The following is a 16,689-nucleotide window of genomic DNA, read 5'->3' as shown; positions in this document are numbered from 1 at the left end:
GGGTTCCGACACTCCACCGCCTCACCAGCGGAGGAGCCTCCGCCGCCTCACCAGCGGTGGATTCCGAGGATCAGGTGGCGGGCGCGCCCGCCAGGAAAAGAGACACGCATGCGCAGGCACGCGTCGCTGCCCGGTACCCCCGTACCCTCCGCAGCGGACGAACGGACACGACGGATCACCCGCGCCGACGGCCGAGCTCGAGGACGAGCGACGGACGGTCGGCGGTTCCTCCTGCGCGGCGGCGTCGTCGCCACGGTGACGGCGCTCATCGCCGCCACCGTGGCGATCCAACCCGCTGCGGCCGCCCAGAACGACGTCGCCGAGGCCGAGGGGCTGCTGCTCAGCGGCTCCGGCATCGTCGACGCCGACGCGGTCGCCCAGCTCGGCGGCGCGTACTCCGCGCGGGGTGCGACCTCGGGCGGCGGCACCACGAACCAGCCGCTCAACCTCACGGCGCTCAACGCCATCGGGGTGGACCTCGGCAACGACATCAACTTGCTCGGCCCGAACGGCATCCTGACCCTCGGCGTCGACGGCCAGTACGCCACGACCTCGGCCACGGGCGCGACGGCGTCGTCGGGGCTCCTGACGAACGACGGCGGCATCGGGGTCGGCACGGGGTCGGGCACCGGCGCCGCGACGGTCGACCTCAACCCGCTGTTCTCGCGCGTCGGCGCCGACACCACGGTGCTGTCGGACGCGCAGCTGGAGATCGGTGCCCTGGCCTCCCGGATCCAGGCGACGCGCGGCACCGCGGTCGAGACGACGACCGACTACCGCATCGCCGGTGCGGAGCTGGACCTGACGAGCCCGGCGGTCGCCGGACTCAGCACCGCGCTCCGGAACGACCTGCGCACCTTCTCGGGCACGGTCAACTCCGCGGTCGGCGCGGACGGGGCCCTCTCCGGCACCACGACCGCCCTGACTGCCGACATCCAGCGGCTGCTCCGTGGCACGAGCCTCGGCCTGGTGAACGTCAACGGCACGAACGTCACCGCGGCCGTGGACCTGAACCTCGACGACACCCTGACCCGGGTCCTGCAGGAACCCCTGACCGACGGCGCCGTGACGATCACACCGGCGACGGGCGCGATCACGGTCGACCTCGACCAGCTGACCACGCTGAACGGCCAGCCGGCGAACACGTCGGTGCTGACCGAGGCGGCGGTGAGCTCGATCAACCGGAGCATCACGACGATCCTCGGCACCCAGCTGCCGACCACACTGCAGACGGCGGTCGTCAACACGATCAACTCGACCGCAGTGCGGGTGAACGTCACCGCGAACGTCAACCTCGCGGGCATCCCGCTCACCGCACTGGCCCTCCGCGCGGACACCACGCTCGGCGCCCTCGCCGGCACGTCTCCGGCCACCGCCACGGTGACGGCGACCGGTGGCCCCCTGGGGCTGAACGTGCTCGGCACCCTGCTCGCCCCGGCGGTCAACACCGTCGTCATCCCGGCACTGCAGACCATCGTGCGTCCCCTGGTGACGGGCACGGCCCTGACGGACCTCGGCACGACGCTCACGGCCACGACCTCGGCCGTCTCCACCCTGCTGAGCCCCGTCGTGCTGCTGCTCCGTCAGGTCGTCGACCTCACCGTGAACGCGCAGGACACCACCGGCTTCCGCGACCCCCGCGGGTACGACACCGGATCGCGGAGCGTGCACGCCCTGCGGCTCTCCGTGCTCCCCGGGGCGAACGTCGCCACCGTGGACCTCGCCACCTCGACCGTGCGCGCCACGGCGTTCGCGGCTCCGACCATCACGGCGCCCACGGCCGGACAGCAGTTCACCGTGCCGTCGGCGACCTCGACCCGCAGCGTCGTCGTGAGCGGGGCCGGCGAGCCCGGTGCCGCCGTGGCCGTCAGCCTCGGCGGGGACCTGACCGGCACCGCGACCGTCGCTGCCGACGGGACCTGGACGACGACCATCGCCGACGTCCCCACCGGTGCGTACACCGCGACCGCGACCCAGACGGTCGGCGGCACCGCAGCAGGCACCGCGACGCGAGAGTTCTCCGTCGTCGCCCAGCGCGCCCTGACGATCACCACCCCCACGGCCGGTCAGACCTTCACCACCACGGGGGAGACCGCCCCGGTCACCCTGACGGGCACCGCGACGGCGAATGCGCGCATCAACGTCGACCTCGGCGGCGGCGTGACCGCGACGGGCACGGCGGACGACGCCGGCGCCTGGAGCATCACCGTTCCCGAGGTCCCGGTCGGCGAGCAGACGGCGAGCGTCACGCAGACCGTCGGCGACACGACCTCGGCACCCGTGACCCGGTCCTTCCGGGTCGTGGCCGCAGCCGGCCTGACCGTCGACACCCCCACGGCGGACCAGGACTTCCCGCTCGCCGGCGACACCCGGTCCGTCCCGTTCTCCGGCAGCGCACAGGCCGGTGCCCGCGTCGACGTCGACCTCGGTGACGGCCTCACCGCCACTACCCGCGCGAACGCCGACGGCACCTGGTCGACGAGCGTCACGGACGTCCCGGCCGGGGAGTACTCGGCCGAGGTCACCCAGACCGTCGGCGTCACCACGAGCGCCGCGGTCACCCGGGACTTCACCGTGACGGCGGCCCCCGCGCTCACCATCGACGAGCCGGCCGACGGCAGCACCATCACCGTCGCCGACGACAGCTCGACCACCCCGGTGACGGTGTCCGGCTCGGCCGCTCCGAACGCCCGGGTCACCGTCGGCATCGGTGGTTCCTTCGCCGCCGCGGTCACCGCCGACGAGGACGGTGCCTGGACGACGACCTTCGCCGACGTCCCGGTCGGGGAGCGCACCGTCACGGCGCGTCAGAGCGTCGACGGCACCACGTCCGGCCCGGTGGAGACCACCTTCACCGTCGAGGCGGGCGACCCGCTCGCGATCACCGCGCCCGCGGACGGCGACGTGGTCACGGTCCTCGACGCCGACACCACCACCGACCTCGACCTGGCCGGCACGGCCGAGGCCGGCGCCGAGGTGCGGGTCTCGCTCGGCGACGGACTGACCGCCACCACGACGGCCGACGACGACGGCACCTGGACGCTGACCGTCACCGACGTCCCGGTCGGTCGGTACACGATCTCGGCGACGCAGACCGTCGGCGGGACCACCTCGCCGGCCGTCCGCCAGGTCGTCACGGTGCAGGCGGGCGCCCCGCTCGCCGTCACCGCTCCGGCGCAGGACGCCACCGTCACGGTCGCGACCGACGACTCCGTCGTCGACGTCACCGTGCGGGGCACCGCGCAGCCCGGCGCCCGCATCGAGGTCGTCCTGGACGACGGCGACGCGGTGTCCACCACCGCGAACCCGCAGGGGGCCTGGTCGGTGGTCCTCACCGACGTCGGCACCGGCGACCACACCGCGACGGTCACGCAGACCGTCGACGGTGCGACCTCGGCACCGGTCGACCGTGACTTCGCGGTCGAGGCCGGCGACGAGCTCGTCATCGTGGCACCGGGTGACGCCCAGCAGGTGCCCGCCGGCACCGGTGGGCAGGCCAACGTGGTCGTCCGCGGCACCGCGGAGCCCGGCGCGACCGTCGCCGTCACGATCGACGAGGGCGACCCCGTCGAGGTCGTCACGGACACGGCCGGCAACTGGGAGCTCCCGACCACGCAGCTCGGCATCGGTGAGCACACCGTCGAGGCCGTGCAGACCGTGAACGGCACCGACGGCCCGGTGGTCACGCGTGACTTCACCGTGGTCCCCGGCAACGCCATCGTCATCGACACCCCGGCGAGCGGCGCACGCTTCGTCGTGGTCGACGCCGACGCCACCGCGACCGTACGGATCACCGGCACGGCCGAGCCCGGCGCCGCGGTGACCGTCTCGGTCGGCCCCGGCACCCGGTTCACCACCACGGCGGACGACGACGGACGCTGGGCGGTCGACGCCACCGGTCTCGCCCCGACCGGCGTGTACACGGCGTCCGCCAGCCAGGAGGTCGAGGACGTCGTGACGAGCGCCGTGCCGATCGCCTTCGAGGTCGTCACGGCCAACGCGCTGACGATCACCGGTCCGGCCACGGACCCGATCACGGTCGCCGGACCGGACGTCGTGCGCGACGTCACGGTCACCGGCACCGGCCAGCCCGGTGCCGCCGTCACGGCGACCCTCGCCGGCTCCGAGGACCAGGAGACGACGGTCGGTGCCGACGGCACGTGGTCGGTCACGTTCCCCGACCTCGGCGTCGACGAGCACCAGGTCGCGGTCACCCAGACCCTGCCCGGCACCGTCTCCGACCCGCGCACCTCCGACCCGGTCGAGCGCACGGTGACGATCGAGGCCGCCGACGCCGTCACGATCACCGCGCCGGGGACCGACGTGGTCCTCCTCGTGCCGGACGCCGATGCGACGCGCGACGTCGTCGTCACGGGTTCGGCGGAGCCGGGCGCGCCGGTGACGGTGCGACTCGGCGACGACGAGGCGACCACCACCGCGGACGTGGACGGCGACTGGACGGTCACGTTCGGTGGGGTCGGTGTCGGCACACCGACGCTCACCGCCAGCCAGACGGTCGGCGGGACCACCGCCTCCAGTCCGGACCAGACCGTCACGGTGCGGGCCGGGACCGCGCTCGCCATCGTGACCCCGGAGGACGGCGACGTCCTGACGGTCGCCGACACGTCCGGCACCGCCGACGTCGAGGTGACCGGTCGGGCGCAGCCCGACGCCGAGGTGACGGTCCGGATCTCGACCGGCGAGACCGAGACGGTGACCGCGGACGAGGACGGCCGGTGGGAGACCACCTTCCAGGACGTCCCGGTCGGTGACCACCGCGTCACCGCGACGCAGGTCGTCGGCGGGCAGACCTCGACGCCGGTGACTGCGGCGGTGTCGGTCCGTGCCGGAGCCCCGCTCGTCGTGTCCACCCCGCGCGGTGCCACCACCGTCACGGTGGCGGACGACGACGCCACCACCGGGGTCGACTTCGCGGGCACCGGTGAGCCGGGCGCGACCGTCACGGTCGACCTCGGCGACGGCGGGACCGCCACGGCGACCGTGGACGAGGACGGCCGCTGGGCGACCACGGTCGAGGACGTGCCGACCGGTTCGTTCACGGCCTCGGTCACGCAGGCCCTGAACGGCACCACGAGCGCGGCGGTCGAACGACCGGTGTCCGTGGTCGCCGCCGCGGACCTCACCATCCGTGAGCCCGGCGACGACCCGATCACGGTGGCCGACGGCGACGCGACGACGACCGTGACGGTCGCCGGTGACGCCCAGCCCGGCGCCACGGTGACGGTCACCGTCGACGACCGCGACCCCGTCGAGGTCACCGCCGGTGACGACGGCTCGTGGAGCGTCGACGTGCCGGACCTCGGTGTCGGCGAGCACACCGTCGAGGTGACGCAGACCGTGGACGGCTCGACCTCGACCACGCCGGTCGAGACGACCTTCGAGATCGAGGCGGGCGCGCCCGTCGTCATCACCGAGCCGACGGCCGACCAGGAGTACACGGTCGCCGACGGGGACGGCACGACGACGGTCGACGTCGCCGGCACCGCCGAGCCGGGCGCGACCATCGTGGTCGACCTGGGCGACGGTCGCACCGAGTCGACCACCGCGGACGACGACGGCGCGTGGAGCGTCTCGGTCCCCGGTGTGCCGGCCGGCACGACGACCGTGAGCGTCACGCAGCGCATCGACGGCACCGAGTCCGCGCCGGTGACGGTGGACGTCCGCGTCCTCGTCGCCGACCCGATCACGATCGCCACCCCGGCGGACGGCACCACGATCCGGGTCGCCCAGCGTGACTCCGTCGCGACCCTCACCGCCGCGGGGGCTGCCGAGCCCGGTGCCGAGGTCCGTGTCACGATCGACGGCGGCGACGCCCGGACCGTGACCGCGACCGACGCCGGTACCTGGAGCGTCGACCTGCCGGACACCACCGTCGGCGAGCACACGATCCGGGCGACCCAGACGGTCGACGGCTCGACGTCCGCGGCGGTGCGCAGCACCTTCACCGTGGCACCCGGTGCCGCGCTGACGGTCACCGCACCGGCCGACGACACCACGTTCACCGTGCCGAGCACCGACCCCACCGCGACCGTCCCGGTCGGCGGCGAGGGCCAGCCCGGCGCGTCGGTCCGCGTCGTCCTCGACGACGCCGACCCGGTCGTGGTCCGTGTCGGCACCGACGGACGGTGGGAGACCACGCTGGCCGACGTGCCGGCGGGGGACCACACGCTCGTCGTCACCCAGGTCGTGAACGGCACGACGTCCGATGCGATCGAGCGCGACGTGACCGTCGTGGTCGCCGCCGCGGACGCGATCGTCGTGACCAGCCCGGCCGACGGCACCGACTACCGGGTGCTCGGCGGTTCGACCGACGTGCGGGTGACCGGTACCTCCGCACCGAACGCCGCTGTCTCGGTCCGCATCGACGACGGCACCGCGGTCGCCACGACCGCGGACGACGACGGTACGTGGTCCGTGACGGTGCGGGACGTCGCCGAGGGATCCCACACGGTCGCCGCCAGCCAGACGGTCGACGGTGCCACCACCGACGCTCCGCAGGTCGGCTTCACCGTGACGGCCGCGACGCCGGTCGTCATCTCGAGCCCGACCGACGGTCAGGCGTTCCCGACCACGGGGTCGACGACGTCGGTCCCGGTGAGCGGCACCGCCGAGCCCGGTGCGACCGTCAAGGTCGACGTCGACGGCCGGACCGCCACGACGACCGCCGGCGACGACGGTTCGTGGACGGTCACGATCGGTGGCGTCCCCCTCGGGGACCACACGGTGTCGGTGACGCAGACGGTCGGCGGTCGGACCTCCGACCCGGTGACCGCCGACGTCACGGTCGTGGCTGCGCAGGAGACGGGCATCGTCATCACGAGCCCCGACGCCGGGCAGCTCATCCAGGCGGACGGCTTCGGTGACACCGGCTCGTTCACGGTGACCGGTCAGGCCACCCCCGGCGCCGCGGTGACGGTGACCCTGTCCACCGGGCAGGTCCGCACCACCACCGCCGACGACGAGGGGGCGTGGAGCGTCGTGTTCGAGCGCGTCCCCGAGGGGGAGTGGACGATCAGCGCCACGCAGTCGGTGAACGGCACGACCTCCGCGGCGCCCCAGGTGCCGATCGTGGTCGACACCCTGGAGCCGCTCGCGGTCACCTCGCCGACACCGGGTTCGCAGTACATGGCCGACGAGGACGGTGACCACGACCTGATGGTCACGGGCACCGCCGAGCCCGGCGCGACCGTCACCGTGCAGCCGATGGGCCGTGATGCGGTCGCCACGACGGCCGACGAGGACGGCGAGTGGTGGGTCATGGTGGCGCTGCCGGTCGGCGGGCACATGCTGCGCGTCACCCAGTCGGTCGGCGGGTTCACCTCGCAGGCGCAGATGCTCCGCGTCATGGTGATGGACGACGCCGTCGACCCGGAGGAGCCGGGCACGCCCGGCACCCCGGGGACGCCCGGAACGCCTGGGACGCCCGGGGCCCCCGGAACGCCGGGTGCACCCGGTCTGCCCGGGACGCCCGGGACCGGTGGCGGCTCCGGCACCGGGACCGGCATCGGCATCGGCGGTGCCCCCGGGAACGGCTCCGGCGCCGGGATCGGTGGCTCCGGCAACGGCACCGGTGACCTCGCCTGGACCGGCGCGGACGTCGTCCCGATCGCCGGCACCGCGGCGGGCCTGGTGGCCCTCGGGTTCCTGCTGCTGGGGCTCTCCCGCCTCGCCGGCAGGCTCCGTCGCCGCACCCGCGGCTGAGTCCGCACCAGCGTCACACACCGCGCCTCCCGCCCGTCGACCAGACGGACGGGAGGCGCGGTGCCGTCCGGGCGCTCGGCCCACCGCCGACGGGTGGTCCGGCCCGGCAGGACGACCTGTGGACGGGCACGCGGGTTGTCGGTCGTGACGGCTACCCTTGTCGCGTGGTCACCGCCCTGTATCGCCGTTACCGGCCCGAGAACTTCGCCGAGCTGATCGGGCAGTCGCAGGTCACCGACCCGCTCCGCACGGCGCTCCGCACGAACCGCGTCAACCACGCCTACCTGTTCAGCGGGCCCCGTGGCTGCGGCAAGACGACATCGGCCCGCATCCTGGCGCGCTGCCTGAACTGCGCCGAGGGCCCGACCGACACCCCGTGCGGCGTCTGCCCGAGCTGCGTGGAACTCGCCCGCGACGGCAGCGGTTCGCTCGACGTCATCGAGATCGACGCCGCGAGCCACAACGGTGTCGACGACGCGCGTGACCTGCGCGACCGTGCCGTGTTCGCGCCGGCTCGCGACCGCTACAAGATCTTCATCCTCGACGAAGCGCACATGGTGACGCCGCAGGGCTTCAACGCGCTGCTCAAGCTGGTCGAGGAACCGCCGGAGCACGTCAAGTTCATCTTCGCGACGACCGAGCCCGAGAAGGTCATCGGCACCATCCGGTCGCGCACCCACCACTACCCGTTCCGGCTCGTCCCGCCCGCGGTGATGCTCGAGTACATCGAGCAGCTCTGCACGCAGGAGTCCGTGTCGGTGGCCCCCGGCGTCCTGCCCCTGGTGGTGCGTGCCGGCGGTGGATCCGTCCGTGACACCCTGTCGCTGCTCGACCAGCTGATGGCCGGCAGCGAAGACGGTGCGATCGCCTACGAGCGTGCCGTGGCCCTGCTCGGCTACACCGACGCCGCCCTGCTCGACGACGTCGTCGACGCCCTGGCCGTCGCCGACCCGGCGTCCGCGTTCGCCGCGATCGACCGCGTCGTGCAGACCGGACAGGACCCCCGCCGCTTCGTCGAGGACCTGCTTGAGCGCCTGCGCGACCTGATCGTCGTCGCGGCGACGAACGAGAGCGCTGCCGCCGTCCTGCGCGGGGTCTCGCCGGAAGAACTCGACACCATGAGCCGCCAGGCCGGGGTCTTCGGCGCGACCGGGCTCTCCCGTTCCGCCGACATCGCGAACCGGGCCCTCACCGAGATGACCGGCGCGACCTCGCCCCGGTTGCACCTCGAGCTCATGACGGCCCGGATGCTCGTGCCCGAGGCCGACGACACCCAGCGCGGAGCCCTCGCCCGGGTGGAGCGACTGGAACGTCGTGTCGGGGTGGGCGACGTCGGTGGACACGACGCCGGTGGACACCAGGCCGGCGCCGGCGAGCAGTCCGCTCCCGCCGTCGCCGCTGCACCGCGTCGTGAGCAGCCGGCAGCTGCGGCTCCCGCAGCGCCTGCTCCCTCCCTCGCCCCGACGCCCGCTCCGGCAGCGGCTCGTGCGACGCCCGAGCGTCCCGTCGAGCAGCCCGCCGCGCCGCAGGCCGACTCCGGAGCCGTGGCTCGCGACGCCGCAGCGTCGTGGGCAGCGGTCGCTCCGAGCACTCCTGGAGCGCCCGGACAGACCTCGGCCGAGCCCGCGAAGTCCGAGCCCTCGAAGCCGGATCCCTCGAAGCCGGATCCCTCGAAGCCCGCGGCCGAGCCGGTCAGCCCGTCGTCCACCGGTCAGGGCACGACGATCGGGGACGAGCCCGCCGTCCGGACCGTCGGTGCCGTCGGCTTCCAGCAGATGCGCGACTCCTGGCCGCAGATCGTCGAGCACGTGCAGCACGCCAAGCGTTCGGCGTGGTCGGTGGTCGTCACGGCGCAGGTCACCGCGCTCCGCGACGACGTGCTGACGCTGACGTTCCCGAGCCAGCAGGACGTCGCCTCGTTCAAGGAGATGTCCGACCCCTCGGCGAGCGTCAGCGAACTGCTCCGTGCCGCCATCGTGGACGTCCTCGGGCTCCGGGTGAAGTTCGTCGCCCGCGGGCCCGGACAGCAGCAGCGTCCCCAGCAGCAGCAGTCGGCTCCGGCACAGCAGGCCGCACCGGCCCAGCGTCCGGCGCCCGCTGCCCAGGCGCCCGCCGCCCCCGCGACCCCGGCTCCGGCTCCGGAGCCCACCGCACCGGAAGCCCCGGCTCCGGAGCCCACCGCACCGGAAGCCCCGGCGCCGGCGTCCGCTGCCGCCTCCACGGCGACGGCCGCCCCCGCCACGGAGCCGAAGGCCGCGTCGGCAGCCCCGGCGCCGAAGTCCGCGGCGGCGCCGAAGGCAGCTCCCGAGCCGAAGGCAGCGCCGACCGCGTCCGCCCCGCAGCGCGACCAGGCACCGGCCGAACCGGCCCCCGCTCCCTCCGGTGCGCCGGTGACGGACTGGGCGGTCGTGACCATCCCCGCCAGCGACCCCACCGCCGACGCCGTCCCGGAGTCCGTCGAGCCCAGCTGGGCAGCACCCTTCGGCACCGTGCCGGCGTCCGCGCCGGTCGCCCCCGCCGAGACGAGCACGCCCCAGCCGGCCGAGTCGGCACCGTCGGCCGCACCCGCGCGACCGGGCGCTGCCACGGCCGGGCAGCCCGACCAGCCGACCACTCCGGGGCCGCAGCCGGCGTCCGGAGCGGGAGCCGTGCCTCCCGGCGGTCCCGTCGTGCCGGGCGTCCCGGTCGACGACTACCCACTCGACGACGAACCGTACGACGACGGTGCCCCGTTCCCCGACCCGGGGATCGGACGCGGCGCAGCGCCCGCAGCCGCCGGGCCGGCAGCCGCGCCGGCAGCCCCGGCGCAGCAGCCCGCACCGCAGCGTGCGGCCCAGCCGACCGCCGCACCCGCGCGCACCGCACCGCCCGCACGCCGGGCCCCGGTCGCCGGCCGGTACGGCGAGGCCGTTGTGCGTGAGATCCTCAACGCCCAGTTCATCGAGGAGACCGCTCTCCACCAGGACGGTGCCTGATGTACGACGGGATCGTCCAGGACCTCATCGACGAGTTCGGCCGCCTGCCCGGCATCGGCCCGAAGTCGGCGCAGCGCATCGCCTTCCACATCCTGCAGACCGAGTCGTTCGACCCGAGCCGACTGTCCGAGCTGCTCGCCGACGTCAAGGAGCGGGTCCGCTTCTGCGAGATCTGCGGCAACGTCACCGAGAACGTCCAGTGCAGCATCTGCCGCGACCCGCGCCGCTCGCCGGCCACGATCTGCGTCGTGGAAGAGGCGAAGGACGTCGCGGCGATCGAGCGCACCCGCGAGTTCCGCGGGCTGTACCACGTGCTCGGCGGGGCGATCAGCCCGATCGACGGCATCGGTCCGGACGACCTGCGCATCCAGCAGCTCATGACGCGCCTGGCCGACGGCACCGTGGCCGAGGTCATCATCGCGACCGACCCCAACCTCGAGGGCGAGGCGACGGCGACCTACCTCAGCCGGCTGCTCGTCCCGATGGGCATCCGCACCACGCGGCTCGCGTCGGGGCTGCCGGTCGGCGGCGACCTGGAGTACGCCGACGAGGTCACGCTCGGTCGTGCCTTCGAAGGGCGCCGCGTCGTCGGCGGCTGACCGCCACGCAGGATCCTTGCGTCGGGGCCCGCTCGCACGCAACATCCCCGAAACACCGACTACCATTGTGAGACCGCGTGACCTCGCGGTGTCGCCGTCTCCGGGAGTACCAGCCAGTGGCCTTGATCGTGCAGAAGTTCGGTGGTTCATCCGTCGCGGACGCCGAGAGCATCAAGCGCGTGGCGAAGCGGATCGTCGAGACGAAGAAGGCCGGCAACGACGTGGTCGTGGCGGTGTCGGCGATGGGCGACACCACCGACGAACTCGTCGACCTGGCGCACTCCGTCACGCCGATCCCCGCCGGCCGTGAGCTCGACATGCTCCTGACCGCGGGGGAGCGCATCTCGATGGCGCTGCTCGCGATGGCGATCAAGAGCCTCGGGGTCGAAGCGTCCTCCTACACCGGCAGCCAGGCCGGCATGCTCACCGACGCCCAGCACGGCAAGGCCCGCATCGTCGACGTCACTCCGAAGCGCGTGCGCGAGGCGCTCGACTCAGGCCACGTCGCGATCGTCGCCGGGTTCCAGGGCTTCAACCGCACCACGGGTGAGATCACCACACTCGGCCGAGGCGGCTCGGACACCACGGCCGTCGCCCTCGCCGCAGCACTCGACGCCGACGTCTGCGAGATCTACACCGACGTCGACGGCATCTTCACCGCCGACCCCCGCGTCGTGCCGAAGGCCCGCAAGGTCGACCGCGTCACCAGCGAGGAGATGCTCGAGCTCGCAGCCTCGGGTGCCAAGGTCCTGTACATCCGCGCCGTCGAGTACGCCCGGCGGCACGGCGTCACCCTGCACGTCCGGTCCTCGTTCAACAACAACGAGGGCACCATCGTCTACAACCCTGCCGAGGGGGAAACCGTGGAAGAACCGATCATCACCGGGATCGCCGGAGACCTCTCCGAGGGCAAGATCACCGTCGTGGGGGTCCCGGACCAGCCGGGCAAGGCCGCCGAGATCTTCACCAACGTGGCACGCGCCGGGGCGAACATCGACATGATCGTCCAGAACGTGTCGGCGGCGTCGACCGGGCGGACGGACATCTCGTTCACCCTGCCGAAGGACCAGGGCCAGACCGTGCTGACGGCGCTCGAGGTCGCGAAGGCCGACATCGGCTACGAGAGCATCCAGTACGACGACCAGATCGGCAAGCTCGCCCTGGTCGGCGCCGGCATGCGCACGAACGCCGGCGTCTCGGCGCAGCTCTTCCGCGCCCTGCACGACGCGTCGATCAACATCGAGATGATCTCCACGTCCGAGATCCGCATCTCGGTCGTCACCCGCGCCGACACCCTGAACGAGGCGATGCGCGTCGTGCACAGCGCGTTCGGCCTCGACGCCGACGCCGAGGCCGTCGTCTACGCCGGCACCGGCCGCTGACGCCCGCCGACCCGTCGATCCGCTGAACCACCAGGAGCACCGCATGAGCACCCTCACCGTCGCCGTCGTCGGCGCCACCGGCCAGGTCGGCGCCGTGATGCGTCGCCTGCTCGAAGAGCGCGCGTTCCCGGCCGACCGGGTCCGCTTCTTCGCGAGCGCCCGTTCCGCAGGCACGACGCTGCCGTTCCGGGGCGAGCAGATCGTGGTCGAGGACTCCGAGCTCGCCGACCCGTCCGGCATCGACATCGCGCTGTTCTCCGCCGGGGCCACCGCCTCGCGGGCCCTCGCGCCGAAGTTCGCCGCCGCCGGGGCACTCGTCGTCGACAACTCGAGCGCCTGGCGCATGGACCCCGACGTCCCGCTCGTCGTGAGCGAGGTGAACCCGCACGCCATCGACCGGGCGCCGAAGGGGATCATCGCGAACCCGAACTGCACGACCATGGCGATCATGCCGGTGCTCAAGGTGCTCGACACCGAGTCCGGGCTCCGCCGACTCGTCGCCACGACCTACCAGGCGGTCTCGGGTTCCGGGCTCGCCGGGGTCGAGGAACTCCTGGGCCAGGCGAAGGCCGCGCTCGAGCAGGACACCGCTGCGCTGACGCACGACGGGTCCGCCGTGACGTTCCCCGAGCCCGTCAAGTACGTCCGCCCGATCGCCTTCGACGTCGTGCCGCTCGCCGGCAGCATCGTCGAGGACGGCCTGGGCGAGACCGACGAGGAGAAGAAGCTCCGGAACGAGAGCCGGAAGATCCTCGAGCTGCCCGACCTGCTCGTCGCCGGCACCTGCGTGCGCGTCCCCGTGTTCACCGGGCACTCCATCTCCGTGCACGCCGAGTTCGAGCGTCCGCTCTCGCCCGAGCGTGCGACCGAGATCCTGTCGAGCGCACCCGGAGTGGAGCTCTCCGACGTCCCGACCCCGCTGCAGGCCGCGGGCCAGGACCCGGCGTTCGTCGGCCGCATCCGCGCGGACCAGTCCGCGCCCGAGGGCCGCGGCCTCGTGCTGTTCGTCAGCAACGACAACCTGCGGAAGGGTGCCGCGCTCAACGCGGTGCAGATCGCCGAGACGATCGTCGCGCGCCGCTCCGTCGACGCGTAGCGCGCCCCGGGCGCGACCAGCAGACGGACAGGAGGCCCGTGGCGACACCGCCACGGGCCTCCTGTCCGTCTGTCGGGTGCCGCCGGTAGGATCGACGGGTGGCAGAGCAGCAGGTGGACCCCATCGACGTCGTCCTGATCGGCGGAGGCATCATGAGTGCCACGCTCGGGGCCATCATCCACAAGCTCGAGCCCAGCTGGAAGATCCGCGTGTACGAGCGGCTCGGCACGGTTGCGCAGGAGTCCTCGAACCCGTGGAACAACGCCGGTACCGGGCACTCGGCACTGTGCGAGCTGAACTACACGCCGGAACTGCCGGACGGCCGCGTCGACATCGCGAAGGCCGTCACGGTCAACGAGCAGTTCCAGGTCTCGCGGCAGTTCTGGGCGCACCTGGTCGAGACCGGCGTACTGCCCGAACCCACGAACTTCATCAACCCCACGCCGCACATCTCCTTCGTGTGGGGCGAGGCCAACGTCGCGTACATGCGCGCCCGGTACGAGGCCATGCGTGACCACCCGCTCTTCGCGGGCATCGAGTTCTCGGACGACCCGGCGCAGATCCGGAAGTGGGCACCGGCGCTCATCCCCGGCCGCAAGAAGGACCAGCCGATCGCGGCGACCTACTCGGCAGCCGGCTCGGACGTCGACTTCGGGTCGCTCACCCGCCAGCTCTTCGACCAGCTCGAGATCGACGGTGTCGAGTTCGAACCATCGCACCAGGTCACCAACCTGACCCGCTCGAAGGTGTCCGAGGGCTGGGTGCTCAACGTGCGCAACGAGATCGGCCGGTCGACGCAGCGCATCGCCGCGAAGTTCGTCTTCGTCGGCGCCGGCGGCGGAGCCCTGCACCTGCTGCAGAAGTCCGGCATCCCGGAGATCCGCGGCTACGGCGGTTTCCCGGTGTCGGGCGAGTTCCTGCGCACCGACGACCCCGAGGTGGTGCAGAAGCACTCCGCCAAGGTCTACGGCAAGGCCAGTGTCGGTGCCCCGCCGATGTCGGTGCCGCACCTCGACACCCGCATCGTCGACGGTGGGTCGTCGCTGATGTTCGGGCCGTACGCCGGGTTCAGCCCGAAGTTCCTGAAGCAGGGCTCGGTCCTCGACCTGTTCCGTTCGATCCGACCGCACAACCTCCGACCGATGCTGAGCGTCGCGTTCTCGAACTTCGACCTGGTCCGCTACCTGGTCGGCCAGCTCCTCGCGTCGAAGCACACCAAGTTCGAGGCGCTCCGCGACTTCATGCCGAGCGCCGAGCCCGAGAACTGGCACCGCATCACCGCGGGGCAGCGTGTCCAGGTGATCAAGCCCGACAAGGACAAGGGCGGTGTGCTGCAGTTCGGCACCGAGGTCATCACCGCCGCCGACGGCTCGATCGCCGGCCTGCTCGGGGCGTCGCCGGGTGCCTCGACCGCCGTGCCGATCATGCTCACGATGCTGCGCCGGTGCTTCCCGGACCGGTGGGACGGCTGGCAGGACGACGTCCGCGCGATGGTGCCGACCTACGGGCAGGACCTCGGGGACGACCCGGCTCTGGCCGACGCCACGCTCGAGCGCACCGCGAAGGTGCTCGGCCTGCACCACTGAGGCCTGTCGTGGTCCGCGCCGGTTTGCGGTCTGTTCGAACGTGTGTTCGAATGACGACATGCGGTGGAGTGGACAGGCGATCGACGCCGAGCAGAGCGACGCGCTGCCCGGGATGGAATCGAACCGCGGGTTCGTCCGGAGCGTGACGACGCCCGAGTTCGCCGGGGTGACCTTCCACGAGGTCCTGGCGAAGAGCGCCCTGAACCGGGTGCCGAGCGCGGACGGGTCGGGCACGTACGGCTGGACGATCAACCCGTACCGCGGGTGCAGCCACGCCTGCGTGTACTGCTTCGCCCGCCCGACCCACACCTACTTGGAGTTCGACGGCGGCGCCGACTTCGACCAGCAGATCGTGGTGAAGACGAACGTCGCCGACGTGCTGCGTCGTGAGCTCGGCAAGCCCTCGTGGGACCGCCACCCGGTGGCGCTCGGCACGAACACCGACCCGTACCAGCGGGCCGAGGGGCGGTACCGGTTGATGCCCGGGGTGATCGAGGCGCTGGCGGAGTCGCGCACCCCCTTCAGCATCCTGACGAAGGGCACGCTGCTGCGCCGAGACCTGCCGCTGCTGGCCGAGGCGGCGAAGGTGGTGCCGGTCGACCTCGCGATGTCGATCGCCGTGTACGACGACTCGCTGCAGCAGTCGGTCGAGTCCGGCACCCCGACGACGTCGGCACGACTGGCGACCGTGCGGGCCATCCGCGACGCGGGGCTCGACTGCGCGGTGTTCCTGATGCCGGTGCTGCCGTACATCACCGACACCCGGGCGCACCTCGACGACGCCATCGGTCGGGCGACCGCGGCCGGCGCGACGAGCATCATGTACTCGGCGCTGCACCTGCGGCCGGGCGTCAAGCCGTGGTGGTTCGAGTGGCTCGGCCGCGAGCGACCCGACCTGGTGCAGCGGTACCGCGCGATGTACCTCGACAACACGTACGCGCCGAAGGACTACCGACGGTGGCTGTCGGAGCGCATCCGCCCGATCCTGGCGGCGCACGGGGTCGGACTGGGGCGAGTGGACCCGGCGACGGGGTCGATGGGCTTCTCGGAACCGCGGACGCTGCAGCCGGGCGTGCCGCAGGGGCCGGGCACGGGCGGGCCGCAGGCGCTGCCGCAGGAGCAGTCGGTGCCGACGGTGTCACCGCTGAAGCGCGCCGACCCCGGGTTCGACCAGCGGCTGCTCCGGCCGGCTGCGGCGCAGACGCTGTTCTGAGGAGCGTCCGTCCGGGTCGTGTCCGGTCCACGTTCGGGGGACAGCAAGACCCCGGTCCGGGCCGCTATCATCGTGCGGGTCGCCGCACGGCCCCGGATTCGGGGTACACGGCCGCT

General features: G+C 72.9%; 7 protein-coding genes. All 7 read left to right on the top strand.

The genetic code is table 11. The annotated features are described in order from the left end of the window. Positions 1 to 108: 108 nt before the first annotated feature. The 7 genes from DEJ11_RS12365 to DEJ11_RS12335 all read left to right on the top strand — a co-directional run bounded on the left by DEJ11_RS12365 (position 109) and on the right by DEJ11_RS12335 (position 16,573). On the top strand, positions 109 to 7,722 hold the full coding sequence (locus DEJ11_RS12365) for a choice-of-anchor G family protein (RefSeq protein ID WP_111103233.1): 7,614 nt from the start codon (positions 109 to 111) through the stop codon (positions 7,720 to 7,722). A gap of 164 nt (positions 7,723 to 7,886) precedes the next feature. After that, a complete protein-coding gene (locus tag DEJ11_RS12360) occupies positions 7,887 to 10,697 on the top strand; it encodes a DNA polymerase III subunit gamma and tau (RefSeq protein ID WP_111103234.1) in 2,811 nt (936 codons plus the stop codon). Further along, positions 10,697 to 11,296, top strand: a complete 600-nt coding sequence (gene recR, locus DEJ11_RS12355) for a recombination mediator RecR (protein WP_017888680.1) — start codon at positions 10,697 to 10,699, stop codon at positions 11,294 to 11,296. Before DEJ11_RS12360 ends, recR begins: the two co-directional genes overlap by 1 nt. 116 nt (positions 11,297 to 11,412) lie before the next feature. Then, on the top strand, positions 11,413 to 12,678 hold the full coding sequence (locus tag DEJ11_RS12350) for an aspartate kinase (RefSeq protein ID WP_017888681.1): 1,266 nt from the start codon (positions 11,413 to 11,415) through the stop codon (positions 12,676 to 12,678). A gap of 43 nt (positions 12,679 to 12,721) precedes the next feature. Further along, a complete protein-coding gene (locus tag DEJ11_RS12345; RefSeq protein WP_111103235.1) occupies positions 12,722 to 13,774 on the top strand; it encodes an aspartate-semialdehyde dehydrogenase in 1,053 nt (350 codons plus the stop codon). Between the two features lie 98 nt (positions 13,775 to 13,872). Then, positions 13,873 to 15,360, top strand: coding sequence for a malate:quinone oxidoreductase (locus DEJ11_RS12340; protein WP_111029411.1), 1,488 nt, complete (start codon positions 13,873 to 13,875; stop codon positions 15,358 to 15,360). Positions 15,361 to 15,418: 58 nt separating this feature from the next. Then, positions 15,419 to 16,573 (top strand): Rv2578c family radical SAM protein, encoded by a 1,155-nt coding sequence (locus DEJ11_RS12335; protein ID WP_111103236.1) that lies wholly within the window; start codon positions 15,419 to 15,421, stop codon positions 16,571 to 16,573. Positions 16,574 to 16,689: the final 116 nt, after the last annotated feature.

The organism is Curtobacterium sp. MCLR17_058, assembly GCF_003234705.2.
In the GTDB taxonomy this organism is placed as follows: domain Bacteria; phylum Actinomycetota; class Actinomycetes; order Actinomycetales; family Microbacteriaceae; genus Curtobacterium; species Curtobacterium flaccumfaciens.
Note: the sequence above shows the minus strand (reverse complement) of the source record. Positions and strands in the feature narration are given on the sequence as shown.